Source organism: Methanococcus voltae PS, from assembly GCF_024807035.1.
GTDB lineage: Archaea > AGJL01 > Methanococci > Methanococcales > Methanococcaceae > Methanococcus > Methanococcus voltae.
Map to the genome: position 1 here is coordinate 440,584 of NZ_JANUCQ010000001.1, position 15,922 is coordinate 456,505.

14 protein-coding genes are annotated in these 15,922 nt (G+C 29.3%); 1 reads left to right on the forward strand and 13 read right to left on the reverse strand.

What is annotated here, in order from left to right; all coding sequences use genetic code 11:
* Positions 1-247: 247 nt before the first annotated feature.
* The 4 genes from M2325_RS02140 to M2325_RS02155 all read right to left on the reverse strand — a co-directional run bounded on the left by M2325_RS02140 (position 248) and on the right by M2325_RS02155 (position 3,959).
* A complete protein-coding gene (locus M2325_RS02140; protein WP_209590495.1) occupies positions 248-862 on the reverse strand; it encodes a chemotaxis protein CheC in 615 nt (204 codons plus the stop codon).
* 167 nt (positions 863-1,029) lie between these two features.
* Positions 1,030-1,725 (reverse strand): chemotaxis protein CheC, encoded by a 696-nt coding sequence (locus M2325_RS02145; RefSeq protein ID WP_245314029.1) that lies wholly within the window; start codon positions 1,723-1,725, stop codon positions 1,030-1,032.
* Between the two features lie 385 nt (positions 1,726-2,110).
* Positions 2,111-2,482, reverse strand: a complete 372-nt coding sequence (locus M2325_RS02150) for a response regulator (RefSeq protein WP_209590496.1) — start codon at positions 2,480-2,482, stop codon at positions 2,111-2,113.
* A gap of 430 nt (positions 2,483-2,912) precedes the next feature.
* Positions 2,913-3,959: a CheF family chemotaxis protein gene (locus tag M2325_RS02155; RefSeq protein ID WP_209590497.1), complete on the reverse strand. Its 1,047-nt coding sequence runs from the start codon at positions 3,957-3,959 to the stop codon at positions 2,913-2,915.
* Between the two features lie 334 nt (positions 3,960-4,293).
* Here M2325_RS02155 and M2325_RS02160 point away from each other — a divergent pair, with 334 nt between their 5' ends.
* Positions 4,294-4,797 (forward strand): UPF0254 family protein, encoded by a 504-nt coding sequence (locus M2325_RS02160; protein ID WP_209590818.1) that lies wholly within the window; start codon positions 4,294-4,296, stop codon positions 4,795-4,797.
* A gap of 93 nt (positions 4,798-4,890) precedes the next feature.
* On the opposite strand, the gene M2325_RS02165 is transcribed toward M2325_RS02160, so the two are convergent.
* From M2325_RS02165 to M2325_RS02205, 9 genes are all read right to left on the reverse strand, one after another.
* Positions 4,891-6,282, reverse strand: coding sequence for a methyl-accepting chemotaxis protein (locus tag M2325_RS02165; RefSeq protein WP_259050689.1), 1,392 nt, complete (start codon positions 6,280-6,282; stop codon positions 4,891-4,893).
* A gap of 186 nt (positions 6,283-6,468) precedes the next feature.
* Positions 6,469-6,933 (reverse strand): chemotaxis protein CheD, encoded by a 465-nt coding sequence (locus M2325_RS02170; RefSeq protein WP_209590499.1) that lies wholly within the window; start codon positions 6,931-6,933, stop codon positions 6,469-6,471.
* A gap of 140 nt (positions 6,934-7,073) precedes the next feature.
* Entirely contained in the window at positions 7,074-10,121 is a 3,048-nt protein-coding gene (locus M2325_RS02175) for a chemotaxis protein CheA (RefSeq protein WP_259050690.1), read from the reverse strand.
* Positions 10,122-10,123: 2 nt separating this feature from the next.
* Complete coding sequence (locus tag M2325_RS02180; RefSeq protein ID WP_209590501.1) at positions 10,124-11,287, reverse strand: protein-glutamate methylesterase/protein-glutamine glutaminase; 1,164 nt, start codon at positions 11,285-11,287, stop codon at positions 10,124-10,126.
* A gap of 264 nt (positions 11,288-11,551) precedes the next feature.
* Positions 11,552-11,992 (reverse strand): chemotaxis protein CheW, encoded by a 441-nt coding sequence (locus tag M2325_RS02185; protein ID WP_209590502.1) that lies wholly within the window; start codon positions 11,990-11,992, stop codon positions 11,552-11,554.
* Between the two features lie 266 nt (positions 11,993-12,258).
* Positions 12,259-12,876, reverse strand: a complete 618-nt coding sequence (gene trmY, locus M2325_RS02190; RefSeq protein WP_259050692.1) for a tRNA (pseudouridine(54)-N(1))-methyltransferase TrmY — start codon at positions 12,874-12,876, stop codon at positions 12,259-12,261.
* A 219-nt stretch (positions 12,877-13,095) separates the two neighbouring features.
* Entirely contained in the window at positions 13,096-13,911 is an 816-nt protein-coding gene (gene dapB, locus M2325_RS02195; protein ID WP_259050694.1) for a 4-hydroxy-tetrahydrodipicolinate reductase, read from the reverse strand.
* Between the two features lie 347 nt (positions 13,912-14,258).
* Positions 14,259-14,846, reverse strand: a complete 588-nt coding sequence (locus tag M2325_RS02200) for a phage infection protein (RefSeq protein WP_209631572.1) — start codon at positions 14,844-14,846, stop codon at positions 14,259-14,261.
* A 202-nt stretch (positions 14,847-15,048) separates the two neighbouring features.
* Positions 15,049-15,831, reverse strand: a complete 783-nt coding sequence (locus tag M2325_RS02205) for a dihydroorotate dehydrogenase electron transfer subunit (RefSeq protein ID WP_259050857.1) — start codon at positions 15,829-15,831, stop codon at positions 15,049-15,051.
* Positions 15,832-15,922: the final 91 nt, after the last annotated feature.

Sequence of the window (15,922 nt, forward strand, 5' to 3'; positions counted from 1 at the left end):
TTTTATATTGCTTATCTTTAAAATCAATATATCGTATCAATAATATATGTGCGTAGTAGTATATATTACCTTATATTGAGAATAATTAAGTAAATTAAGTAAATTAAATAAAATAATTTTAATTAAAAAGTAGATTGTAATAAATATACTATAATATTAAATTACAGTATGATATTATAATTATTAAAATGAAGTATTAAAGTATTAAAGTATTAATGATATTTTATAAATTAAGAAGATTAACTTACTAGGAATATAAGTTATCTAAATTATCTATAGTTTCAGGATTTATCATAATTAAAATGTTGCAGTTTAACGGGAATCTACCTACAACTTCTATTTTTGTATCAAAAACTAAAGCGTATTCCACATTTTTTTCCATTAGTTCAATAACTAATGATTCTACAATGTTGAAACCAGCATCTTTAATGAATTTTGGAGTAGTTATGTTTATTTCGCCGTTTAATTCATTTGCAAAAACATTTAAAAATGCAGCTAAAACTATGTTCGCAACTTCATTTATAACGGAACTTTCCATTTCTCTATATTCTGGCATTTCTGTTTTATTTGTTAGGCTATCCCATATCATATCCAATAACAATAGCTTTTCGAGCTTTACAGCATCTACTTCAGGAAGTATTAACATAGAGTTACCAGATAATACCCCATCAAAATCTATTTTGGTTATTTTGCAGTAATCTTCGCTAAATTGTTCAGGTAATCGTTCTAAAGGCACAAAGCGAGTACCTAAAAAACTTACGTCTGTATTTTGCCCGGTTAATCCCGTGAAGGAGTCACCTACATTTTCTGCGGCTTCTTGACCTATGTCCGTGATTTTTTTAATGGCCTCAATAATACCCATATTACCACCACGTTAATTTTGTATAATATAAATCCATATGAATAATGATTAATAAGTTATTTTAATTAATAATTTATTTTTAGTTTGGGCTATTAATTATTTAGAATTTGTATTCCTGGTCTATTTTATTTTAATCTATTTTAATCTATTTTAATCTATTTTTTAATTTATTCTAGTTTTTCAGACAATTTGGCTGTAGATTCGGGATTCATAGCCATAAATACTTCAAAACTTGAATCAATACCTTTGGAAACTAATTCACTTTCAAATGTAAAGATTAAGTCATCATTATTAATATCGTAATCTTTTAAAGCTTCATTTAAAAAGCTAGCCATGTCATTTACACAGTAGTTTGGGGGAGTCATAGATAGTGAAGTTTCCATGTAGTTTGCAAATGTATCTACAAAAGCAGAAACTAATAAATTACAAGTTTCATTTATCGCAGATATTTTTAATTCACTTAATACGTCTACTTCGGGGTCTTCCATGAACATACCTTTTAACATAGAATCACCCATTTTAATAGCATCTTTCTCAGTGAATATTAAAACACCCATTCCTGATAACATACCGTTAAAATCAATTTTTGTAAACACTTTTTTATCTTCAGAGGCTTCTGATAGCAGTTTGTTCAATGATGTTAATTTTATTTTGAAAACATTGACATCTACATCTTCACCGCTCATATCCATTACAAAACTTGCAGCTCTTGTAGCCGCTGCTTTTCCAATAGTTTCTAGTGATGAAAAATCTTTGATAGGACCACCTTTTTTGGGATTTTCTAAATCAATAATTATTTCTCCACCAAGTTCCTCTTCAATTATGGTCTTTAGAATTTCTAACCATTGTTCTTTTGAGAACATAATATAAACACCCAAGTATGTAAAATCAACCAAGTGGCTAATTTATCCATATTTTAGTATTTCAATAGAAAATATATGTTATATCTAATATCTTTATTCCATACTCTCTATTTTATATATTTTAATACAAATTTATTAAAAATTATTAAAAACTATTATATTCAAAATTATTAATTTGAAATATACCATAGTAAATTTAAATAATGATTATTTAACCTAAATATTATTACATATAAATTTTTTAATGATAACTATGCGATTGTCATAAAACATAATCAAATACTTAAATACTTAAATAATTAAAAATTAGTGTATAATAAAGGTTAAAAAGCTATATCTGAGTTATAAGTATAATTAACCGAAATGGGTTTAATTAAATAAATTATTAGGGGAATAATTTATTAAATTGTTCGAGAATTTTTGGAGCTTGAAATGGTTTAACAATGTAACCATCAGCACCTGCGTTAACCGCTTCAATCATTTTTTGTTCTTGGTCTACAGAGGTACACATTACCACTTTTATTCCAGGGAACTTTTCTTTTATTTCTTTCGTAGCTTGGATACCATCTTTTTCAGGCATAACAATATCCATGCTTATTAAATCAGGAGATAATTCTTCAGCTTTTTTAACTGCGTCATTGCCGTTTTCAGCTTCTCCTACAACAACGTACTTGTTTGTAGTGGACAATATTCTTTTTAATATATTTCTCATAAATGCTGAATCATCAACAACTAATGTTTTTACAATAGTTGACATGTTTTCACCTCAATCCGACAAAACATAATTATATAATAGATATGTTTACTTCATAGTATTTTAATTTTTTATGTAGGTAATTTATGAATTTATGATTGTGTTGTTAATACTTATAACTTTCGTAAAATGGTAATTTTCGATATTTATCTTTTATTTTATTAGATTATTTTCTATTATACCATTTATTCAAATATTTCTATTATTTAATTTTTTAGTGGTACATATGACCATTAATAAACATATTACCATACTATGTGTTTATTTTATATTAATATATTGATTGTAATTTTCGTCATAACGGTTTTATAGTAATTTAGTCGAAATATCATAAAATAATAAACTAATGGGCTAATAAAAAAGAAATAAATAAAAAAGAAATAAATAAAAAAGAAATAAATAAAAAAGAAATAAATAAAAAAGAAATAATGAATTAGAAATTAGTAATAATATAGTTTGTAACTGCCCTACCGGTTTCAGTCAAGTCAGTTTCTTTTCTAATTCTTACTAAGTCTAAAAATCCTTTATCAATTAAGCTTTCAAGAACTTTTTCTACTTCATCAACTTCTAAACCCATCATAGATGGTAATTCTAATGAATCAATACCTGTATAGACGGCAGTCAATATCTCCTGTTCTTCAGGTGATAATTTCTCAACTTCACCTTTTAACTTTTCACCGCTCCAGTTTTCAGCAGAAGACTGTGATACGAGTTCTTCAGATGATTTAGGGAGTAATTTTTCAACTGTTTTATGATACTTTGTTAATAATGATATGTATCTTAAGATATACAATATTTTAGTATCTTCTAAATAAATGTAAGAATTAACCGTTTCTTTTCCTTTCAATTGCTTAATTTCAATAACGTCTTTTTCTTCTTCATTAACCATCTTCTTCTCAGTTGAAACTGATTCGATATTGGAAAACAAATCATAAACTTTTGGTTTACCCATTGTTTGCACAGCTATTGCTAAAACTAAATCTTCAATAACTGTTACACCTTTTCTGATTGGTTTTTTAGCAAAAACTAAATTTCCATCGTTCCACTGTACTTCAGGATTTACCGAACCGCCAACAATACGGGCATATTGTATTTTTATATTCTTCTTATACAATAATTCTTGGAAGAGGCTTTTTAAAAATTTATTAATTGTGGTTTTACCATATATTGACGTTTCTGGTGCAAATCCGATACTCTGTGCTTCTTCATCAGGCAATTTAAATGTAATTGAACCGTAGTCGGCAATATCGTCTAATGAATTTTTGGCTATCTCTATAATTTTTCTAGGCAACTTTATTCCTATATCTTCGATTTGCTCGTATTCTACTTCTACAATATTTCCTTCAATATCAAATCTAAGACTATCGTCGTAAAGGTATATTTTTATTTTTTTCCATTTTGTGAAAGGGTCTCTTACTGTGTATGTATTTATTAAAATACCCTTACCTTCAAAAGTTGCTATAACTTTGGATTTGCTCATAATCACACACCTATAATTTAATACATAATTTAATACATAATTTAATTATATATTTATATTATCTAAAAACTTAAAAAATCCAAATATAAAATATATAATATAATTATGTTAAGTCGAATATATATAGTCATAATATATTTGGAATTCTTTATATATAATTCTTTATATTCTTATTTGAAAGCAGTAACAATTATGAATTAAATGTAGTGACTAAATTAGACAATATAAAATTAAAATAACTAAAATAGATAAAATAAATAATATAACTAAAAATAAATTAAAAATAGTATAGCGCGTGATTTAAGTGTCTCATAAGGAAGAATCGTCTGAAAAATTGATTACAATAGCAACATCGGAATGTTTTACACTAGGTAGGATAGGAGTAAATATCCATAAGATAGCAAGTAAGTATCCTGAAATGGAATGTTTTTTACAAGAAAATCCCGAATACAAAATATTACACAATTCAAAAGTTTTAACGGCAATGTTTATGCCTTCAAAAGAATGTGCCCAAACTTTTTTAAATATATCTCTTCCACAATCGGATTATAAGTACAATTATTCTAAAGCTTATACTCAATCTAATGACGAATTAGTAGCTGAATTAATGGCTAAGAGCTTAAAAAATATTACAAAATGTAATATTGCAATAGGTACGACCGCAGGTATTGGAAAAGGAGCAATCTGTATTGTTACAGACTATAAAATTTATAAATTCACGTCAGACATTGAAGCAAACCTATTGGATAAGCAAAATGTATCGGAACGTCAAAAAAACGCTATTGAAAAAACTATTAAAAAAATTTTGAAAATATTAAAAGAAGAATATGATTATTAAGTAATATTATTTATTAAAATAATGAATTAAATAAGAATTAAATAATAATTTTTAATTCTTATTATTCCTTAAACTTAAACTTAGACTTAAAACTTAAACTTTGAAAACTTTTATATCTTCATGAACTCCTTCGATAAACTCGGTTATTTCTTCGCTTGATTCATCTAAATTTTGAACAAATGCGTCCAACTGTTCTGCAGAGGCAGTAACCTCTTCAGCAGTAGCTGCAAATTCTTCGGAGATTGACGCGATGTCTTGAACGTTTTTAAGTGCTTCAGCGGTATTGTCTACAGCAATTTTAGCACCACCTTTTATATCGTTGATTTGAGTAACTGTTTTATCGATACTTTCTTTAATTTTCATAAAAGCACCGTTAACATCGTCAATGGCAATAACTCCATTATCAACTTGTGCTTTACCTGCCGAACTTAATTCAATGGTTGATTGAACTTTTTTGTTGATACCAACAATCGTATTATTAATATCTTCGACAGATTTTTTGATTTCTTCAGCTAAGCCTTTAATTTCACTTGCCACAACTGCGAAACCTTTACCCGCTTCCCCTGCGCGAGCTGCTTCAATACTAGCGTTTAATGCTAAAAGACCGGTTTGTTCTGCAATATCTTTGATTAAAACCGTAACTTCGTTGATTTTTTTACTTTCTTCACCAAGTTCTTCGATGGATTTACCTAGCTCATCAATCACATTTGTGATTTGTTGCATTGTTTCAACGGCATTTTCTATTTTATCCACGCCAACTTCTGAATTTTCTTCAACTTCCATAGCTGATTGGTGACCATCTTCTGCAGTATGATACACACCTTTTGCTACATCGTTAGCTTTTTCAACTAACTCTGTAACTTCTTGTAATTTAGTTGATTGGTCAGCAGCAGCCATTGCAACTTGTGAGGCAGCATCTGTAATTTGTTCTGATGATAATTTTGCTTTACCAATATCTTCTGCTATTGAACGAGCACTATCTTCCAAAGTTTCAATATTCTCTTTTAATTTACTAATTAATTCTGAAACTTTGCAAATCGCCATATTCAAATTTTTTTGGAATCTATTATTTTTCCCACTTTCGTCAGCCCTGACGGAATAATCCCCTCGCCCTAAGGCTTCGGTAACTTGACCAATATTGTCAAATAAACTTTTAATACCTTTTCTAAAGTCATCGTATGTCTTTAAGTCCTTACTTGCTTTTTGTAATATTTTAGTCAATTTTTCTTTTTCTTCAGGCGTTTTAAAGCTCAATTCTTTTCCAAAACTTTCGGATAACACTGCCAATAGTTCTTTGTCACTAGCTGAGCTTTTTGAAGCTACATTACCCATAATAAACCCGATGGCTAATGCTAAAACCAATCCCGCGCCTAAATATAATATGTTACTTCCAAAGGTTGCAGGATTTGTAATATAGCTAACTATGAAGAACAAAATTGCTACCACAACAGAATTTATTAACATATTTAACATTATTTTATTCATAAAAACACACCTTTTAAATTTAAAATACGCCAAATTTAAATTATATTTATTAGATAACTTTTTCAATATTTTCAATATTTATAATAATTTCCAATTACTGATTAATTTAAGTTATTATCCTAATTTTGGTAATTTTGGTAATTTTGGTAATTATTGATTTTTTAAATTATTTATAATATTTTGATATTACAATATTCGAATATCATTTTTATTTCTTATTTTAACTTCCCCATCTTTTAAGTTAAAATAAACAGTTCTACCATTGGTCCCACCCACATCTTCGGCAAATGTTCGTACTCCAACTTTTTTCAGTTCTAATTTACAAGAATTTATATTTCTCTTGCCAATATCCATGGTCTGAGAATTGCAATCGAACATAGCCGCACCACCCACCAATTTAGCAACTATTTTATCCTTTCTGGCACCAAGTCTTGTCATATCATTTAATAGTGCAGTAACTGCCGTATCTGCATATTTACCTGGGTTCCTATGTGCCATTGAGTTTGATTTGGGCAACATTACATGTGCCATACCCCCTATTTTTTTACCCCTATCGTATAGTATTATTGCAACACAAGAACCCAAAAGGGTTTCCATGGTCTCTAACCCTTTAGAAACTTCATAACCGCCCATTTTAACTTTTAAAACCATGATATCGTACCTATTAGTGGTTACATTGTGTATTATATATTTCCATAATTACGCTAGTTAATATTTAGTATTCTTAATAATTTTAATAAGTTTTGTAATAAATATAACAATAATAATAATAATAATAGGTAATAATTGGATTATAGATTATTTAAATCCAATATTAACGCAACTTTGCCGTCTCCAAGTATTGTAGCACCTGCAAGACCGTTGATATTCTTTAAAATACCTGTAAGTGGTTTTACAACAATTTCATCCCTTCCTATTACTTCATCGAGAATTAAACCTATTTTACCTTTGTTTTTCTCAACTACTACCACATATATTTCTTCTGAAGAGCAATCGTTATATTGATGCAAAGCATCGCATAACCAAGTAACTGGCAAGATATGGTCTCGATAAATAATTGCTTCTTGACCTTCCAAATTATTTATTTCTTCCTTATTTACTGAAACAACATCTAAAACGCTTGTTAGTGGTAAAGCATAGATTTGGTCTTTTAATTTTACTAATAACGTTTGTATAATTGCCATTGTTAATGGTAAGTGTAATACGATTTCCGAACCTTTTCCAACTTCTGAATGTACTGAAACAGAGCCACCCAAAGACTCTATTTTAGTCCTAACAACGTCCATACCTACACCCCTTCCAGATACATCGGAAACTTTTTCCGCAGTGCTGAAACCTGGTAAGAATATTAAGTTAATAGCTTCATTGTCCGTTAATTTGTCAACTTCATCTCTTGACATTAAGCCTTTTTTAACAACGTTGTTCCTTATACCGTCAGGGTCTATACCTTTACCATCATCTTTAATAACAATATTTACCCTATCTCTTTCTCTTGTAGCAATAAGCTTTAAAAGACCTTTTTCAGGTTTTTTTGCCTGTTTTCTGACTTCAGAATGTTCAATACCGTGGTCAAGGGAGTTTCTTATCAAGTGAGTGAGTGGTTCTGCAAGTTCATCTAAAACGGTTCTATCGAGTTCGATTTCGGAACCTTCAATTATAAAGTCTATTTCTTTATTAAGGGCTCTAGCAGTGTCTCTAACCGTCCTAGGGAACCTATTAAATACAAATGCTACAGGAATCATACGCATACTCATAACTTCTTCCTGTAATTCTGTTGAGAGCATGTTTAATCTACCAACAGCGTTATGTAATTCCTTAAGGTCGTATTTTGTAGCAATTTGTGTGAAGTTTGCCCTATTTATAACAACTTCGCCTACTAAATTCATTAATTTGTCCAATTTTTCAATATTTACTCTAACAGTTTGGGATTTTTTGGATTCCGATTTTTTGGATTGACCTTCTTTTCGCTCTGATTTTCCAGAACTTTTAGAATCTTCTGAATCTGAATCTTCAGAGGAATTTTGAATGGCTGATTGATTATCTTTTTTATTTGAAGTTACGTCTATATTTTTGATTTCAGGCGTTTTTACAATGGTATCTTCCACAGTATCAATATCTGCACGAGTATTAAAGTATACTTCAACTTGGTTAATAATGGAATCTCCTGCTTTTATCCTATCAAAAGATGGGCATGAATCCACGATGGCACCAATTTCTGATAAATCTTTTAAAACCATATATGCACGAACTGATTTTAAGGCACATTCTGGGTCTATTGAAAATCTTATCTTATAATCGCAAGAAATTTCTTTATTGTCCAAATTGCAATCTAATGAATCCGTTAATTCGGTCATATTCCCTATTTCGTCAGTATTAATTTCAATACCTACTTTAACAGCCTTGGAATATTTCATTTCACAAGCAGAATTTAATATAGATTCTAATTTTTCTTCACTTCCCGAATACGCGTACAATATATCTAAATTATCGTAACTGACATTTTTTAAATCGTCAATTGTGGGTATGGATTGTATAATTTTACCGTCCGAATCATTTTCCAATGAATTTAATAACATTGTAAATCGAACTGATTTTAACATACAATCTTCTTCGATTTCAGATTTAATATGCCAAATATTTGAATTATTATCTATTTCTTTGGCTAATTTGTTTAAATTTTTAAGATAATCAAATATTGTATGGTCAAATTCAATTTCAATTTCTTCAAAAGCTCCATTAACAATATCATTTTCAATATCATTTTCAATTTCAATTTCCTTGGTATCTACATTTGAATTTTTTAATTCGACTTTTTGGGATACAAAATTATCTAAATTATTTATATCGTCATCATTTCCATATTTTTGAACTTCTTCTTTATTTTCAATTGATTTGGCAATAGAATTCATAATTGACAATGATTTGTTAATCATTTGTAATACATCTTTATCCATATCAATTTTTTTATCCAAAACAGACTTAGTAAATCTACTAATCTTTTTTGTTGAAGTTTGAAGCTCTGGAAGTTCTAAAGCTCCAGAAATAGCACACAAAGTATTAGAAGATTGATGCATTTGTGCTAAAATTTCGTCAATATTTTCTGGAACGTTTAATTTGCTATTGTCCGTATTAATATTTTTATCTGTATCATTATTACTTTTATCAATTTTTGAATTAACGTCAATTTCGTCATTGATATCCAATTCAGAAACTTCGTTTTCTTCACAATTACAATCGATATCTTTTTTTATTTCAACTATTACAACAGTTTTTTCATTTTTCAAAGAATAAGACTGTTTATTGGATACGGATACCGAATTTCCATTAGTTTCACAGGAAACCGTATTTGCAACGGCATTTGCACTATTAACGTTTGCAGATACTTCAGATGAAGGCGTAGATTCAGGCACAGGAGATGCAGAATTTCCAATATTTTCAACATTTCCACCTAAATGCTTATTTTTTAAATTTTTAATGATATCGATGATACTTTCGTAATCGACAGTGGTTTCATTTTCACCATTTGCAATTTCGCCAACCATTGTTTCTAGCGCATCTAAACATTTAAACAATAAATCCATGATTTCGTGATTAACCGGAATTTTGCCGTCCCTTATATTATCTAATATATCTTCCATGTGGTGTGTTAATTGAGATATATGTTCAAAACCAAGGGTTCTTGCTGAACCTTTTAAAGTATGGGCAGAACGGAATATTAAATTTATAATATCCGTATTTTCGGGGCAATTCTCTAAATCGACAAGGTTTTGATTAAGGGACTGTAAATGTTCTTCAGCTTCGGTCATAAACAATTCCCTATACTGTTCCATCTCATCCATAGTTATCTACTCCCTAATTTTTGAACGTATCTTTCAACGCATTTTTCTATCTTTTGAGGTATTTGGCTTGGTGGTAAAACGTCATTTAACGCATTTAATTCGTAAGCAGTTTTAGGCATTCCGTAAACAATGCAACTCTCTTTATTTTGACCTATCGTGTACCCACCTTTTTCTTTAATGTTCCTCATTCCTACTGCACCGTCTTTTCCAATACCCGTTAAAATAATTCCTAAAGAATTATTTCCATAAATATTTGCAACGTATTCAGCGGTAATGTCCACAGTTGGTTTTGTACCGTGAAGTTTAGGCATGTTTGGGTCTATTTCTATATATTTGTTATTTCCCCGTCTTTTCAATAGCATTTGGGTATCGCCTGGGGCAATATACACGTGATTAGGTTTTATTAACGTACCATTTGAAGCTTCAACAACTTTTAATTTTGATATCCTATCAATTCTTTCCGCAAAAACTCTTGTAAATCCTGCAGGCATGTGTTGAACAACAAATATTGGGGGCATTCCCATAGGTAATCTTGAGATTATTTCCGAAACTACTGGGGGGCCACCTGTGGATGAGCCCATCATAATTCCAATTTTAGAAAGGGTATTTTCCAAATTTGGATTATTCAATCCTGCATTTTCGCGCTCGAGCCCTAGATTATTGTTAGTGTCAGAGTTCGCATTTGTATTAAACTTCTTTGAAGTAATACTTTCTGCTTTTGAAGTTACTGGAGACTGTATTCTTGCAAATTTCAATGGTCTAACTGTTGATTTTGAAACTTCCTTAACCTTTTTAATAATTTTTTCAGATATTTCACGAATATCTAGGGATATGGAGCCAGAAGGTTTCTGTATAAAATCTACTGCCCCATTTTCAAGAGCTTTCAATGTAGTTTCTGAACCATCGCGAGTTACTGCAGAAAGCATAAGAATTGGTGTAGCACAAGTCTGCATTATATTTTTAGTTGCTTCAATACCATCCATAATAGGCATTTCGACATCCATTGTTACAATATCAGGTTTTAATTTATTTACCAATTCAACTGCTTCTTTTCCATCTTTTGCAGTACCTACAACTTCAATTTCTGAATCTGTGTTTAATATATCTTCTACAACTTTTCGCATGAATGCGGAATCATCTACAACAATAGCCTTTATTTTCTTCATAATTTCCTCTCCAGATTACCATATGCGAATTAAATTATATTATTAGATAATTAGTTAACACCGTCTTATATTAGCCCATATATTTGAATTATATCTATTTTATTATTTATCCAAAACTTAATTTTAAAATTATTTATTGAGTATTAATACGTCATATTATATTGTCGTTATATTTACTGTTCAATACAAAATTGATTAAATCTCAATTTGATTATTATCTTAACATCTTAAAATTTAGACTTTATTATCCGTATTTTATCAGTATTAGAACTCTTGGGGGTCAATTAAGTTTTTAATATTTAATATAATGATTAACCTATTGCCAATTTTAGCAATTCCTTCTATGTATTCTCCACTTGAATTTTTCTTAATTCCTTCGATTTCTTCGATATTTTCGGAGGAAATTTGCATAACGTCACTTACGAAATCAACCAAAATTCCGATAGGTATGCCATCTATTTCAACAACCATGACTAGCATATCGCCTTCTGGCGTATCAAGGCTATCAAATAGATTTAATTTTTTCCTTAAATCTATTATTGGCATAATTTCGCCCCTAATGTTTGTTACACCAGAAATATAACTTGGGGTGTTCGGAATTGCCGTAATATCTTGAAGTTTTAAAACTTCCCTTACTTCATTAACCCTTAAACCATATTCGTTTGTAGAAAGCTTGAATACTACAACTTTTGGAATATCTTCCATATTATCACCATGGGGAATGTATCGTCTTATAGATTTGAGATTGTAAAATTATAAACATAATTAATAATTAATATTTAATAATTATTATCAAATTGATATAAATATTATATAACTAGTATCTAATTAATATCTAACTAATATCTAATTAATATACGTAATATAATTGATAAATAATCAATATAGATAATAAATATTAATTAATAAGTAATTAATAACTAATTAACAGGTAATTAAGAAATAACTAATAAATATATACAGAATAAACATTATTTTTTTAATTTATCTAATGCATTGTGCATTAAAATTATACAATGGTCAGCGTGTAATTCTACCGGTGATAAAGAAATTCTTTCAGCCCCTAATTCATCTAAAAACTTCTCATCTTCTTCGCCTATACCAATATGGTCACCAAGTACGAATAATACGTCTTCATCGTTACCATTATCTTTATCTAATTTTAAATTATATTCTTCAAGGGGTTTACCATTCAAATGCAAATAAAATATCCTATAGTTTTCGTTCTTTTTTTCAACGATTATATCTCTAAATTCTTTTTTAGCAGTATAGATTCCAGATGTACTTTCTTTCCATAGTTTGGAACTATCTTTTTCGAGAGCTTTCTTTATAAAAAGAGCAATACTTCTTTCATCAGGGCTTAATCGTTTTAATTCGTCACCTATAAATTTCAAAGCAACCGGTGCATTAGGCTCACCGTAATGAACGCTATAGAATACCGTATCTCTTCTTAAATCGTGGGAGAGAAAGAACGAACTATTTACGCATCTGCAAACTAAATCCAATCGACCTGCACTCCCAGGCAAGTCTTTAATATTTATATCGCCAGATGTAGCTGATTTATTGGCTTTAAGTATGAATTCTTTCAATATTTCACCAGTATTTATTTTTAAAATTCGTATCAATTAACAAATGATGATACAATATTAATACAAATTATACAATATATACAATATTAATGTAATAAGTATATTATACTCAAAACAAAATTTAATTTTTAAATATGTTAAATAGTATTATATATTTTTTAAATAATATATTTTACTATTCGTTTAGCGCAAAATGTTTTAACCAACAGAATGCTTAAATTATTCATTAAGTCCTAATACATCAAAAGTGTTGTATATTCCTGCTTTTTTACCAACTATGTATCTAACAGCAATTAATGCGCCAGATATAAGCGGTTGTCTACTACATGCTTTATGGCTTAATTCTAATCTCTCGCCTTCTTCTGTAAATATTACGGTGTGGTCTCCAACTACATCGCCACCCCTTAAAGCGTGTATACAGATTTCTTCCTTAGCCCTAGCACCAGTTATGCCTTCTCTTCCGTATATAACGTTCGAATCCCTATTGAGGTTTTCTTGTATGATTTCAGCAGCTCTTAAAGCTGTTCCACTTGGTGCATCTTTTTTATGTTTGTGGTGCATTTCTACGATTTCAATATCGTAATTGCTTAATTTGTCAGCCAATAATTCCAATGTTTTAAAGAATATGTTTACCCCAATGGCATAGTTTTGGGAAATTACTGCAGAAACACCGTTTTCTTTAATGGCGGTTTCCATTTCAGCTCTCTGTTCATCAGTAAACCCTGTGGTTCCAATTACTAAGTTTATACCTAATTTTGAAGCTGTTTTAACTGTACCAACGCAAGGAGCTGGTGCTGTGAAGTCTACAAGTACGTCAGGTTTAGCTTCACTTAGTACTTTTTCTAATTCGTCAGCTGTAGAAACAGGAATTCCGAGTTTTCCAACACCGATAACTTCACCAATATCTAAACCTTTTTTAGGGTTTCCAGGTGCTTCAATACCTGCAACTAATTCCATATCTTCGCTTTCCAAGATATTTTTTATTATGCCGCTTCCCATTCTACCTACGGCGCCTGTAACTGCTATTTTTATCATTTTACCACCTATTTCCTACTTAATTTTTATTTAATATTATATAATTTATTTTTTATTTTTTATTTTTTAATTTATTTGGATTTATTTATAATTATTTTTATTTACTTGTTTAATATTTTAATATCCGTGTATTACTATATATTTTAGTTATTTTAATTATATTATTTGTTTATTAGAATTTATATTATTCATTAGTATTAATGACATAACACAATATTTATGAGTTTAAATATACAATACAACTATTTAACTATTATTACTATAAATACCGTTTTAATATTCTTTAAATTGAATTTGGTGGTAATTTAATAATCTATATTAATAATCTATAACCTATAAATTATAATTTAATATCCTGCAATACCTTCATCATCAGAATTCATGTAGCTATCAATTTTAGTTTTTAAATTGTCAACAACATTTGACGCTTTGGTCATATTTTTCATATTCATATCAGAAAGTAAACCCTTAATCTCTTGAATACCTTCTAATATATCTTGTAATAGCTCTAATAAATTGTCAAATCTTGCGTTCTGATTTTCAAAGTTTGCCATAATTAAATCAGCGCTTTTATCGATTTTTATAAGCATATCGTCGATATCTTCGCTTATTTTTTTAAGCATAAGATTTTGCTCATCTTTTGCATCTATTAAAACATCTAATTTGTTATTTATTATTTGTAATATTTCAGAATTCATTTCTAAAGATTCATCAGCTTCAGAATTGGAAGAAATTTTACTTATATCTTCTTTTACGGACTTTAAATCTTCATCATCATTTTGAACAGCGAATTTTATTTTATTTAATATACTATCCATAGAATGCTTTAAACTTTCAGCTTGGGTGTTTAGTTCACTCGCCATGCCGTTTTCTAATTCCTCTAAGTCTAAACCAGCATCTATATTTAGTTCCTCAACACTATCAGACATATTCATTTTATCAGCTCTGTAATTGTATATGTAAATTTCTTATGCTCATTATATACTATATGTTTTTTGTGTAGTATCTTGTGTAGGTAGATATATGTTTAGCTATAAATTTAATAAACTATGAAATAAAATAATAAAATGCTAAATAATAATAATAATAATAATAATAACAATACAAATAATAAAAAAAGAGTAATAAAATAAATTATTAAATTTTTGCACCACTAGCATCTCTTCTGTATTTTCCAAATTCTTTTATCATATTCAATTTGTTGTCCCAAAATACAGGTCCATCTTTACATATGCAGTAACCTTCGTCATCAACGCTACATTGACCACAGATGCCTATTCCACATTTCATATATCTTTCTAAAGACAATTGAACAGGTATATTGTAATTTTTAGCTATTTCTACGACTTTTTTCATCATAATTTCGGGACCGCAGGTAATTAGACAATCCGTCGAAATATTTTCTTCTTTTCTCTGTTCAAGAATTTCCATAAGCTTATTTGTTGTAAAACCATTGTATCCAAAAGTTCCGTCGTCAGTACATGGAATTGTATTGCTTGCATTCTCAAATCTATCTAAGAATAATAATTCTTCCTTAGTCCTACCGCCCAAAATCGTAGTTACATCTATATTCTGTTTTGCAAATTCTTCAACGGTGGGGATTATTGGGGCTGAACCTATACCTCCGGCTACAGCTATTATATTATCTCCAAAAGTTTCAAAGCCATTTCCATAAGGTCCTCTGATACCCAGGAGTTCTCCTTCTTGCATTTCGTGCATTTTTGACGTAGTTCTACCTACATTTGCAACACTAAAGCCGTTTTTATTTGAAAATCCGAAAGGTTTTTCATCGTATTCTGGTACCCAAACCATTGCAAATTGTCCGCCTTTAAAATTAAATTCTTTGTTTAATATAAACGTTTTTACGGTGGGACTTTCCTTTATAATTTCTTTAATTTCGCACATTTGCGGTCTTTCCAGTGTTCTAGTCTCAGTGTTCTTCAAATTATCACCTATTCGTCCGAATTATAGTGCTTATGCCACAAATAATTATTAAAATATTAAAATATTA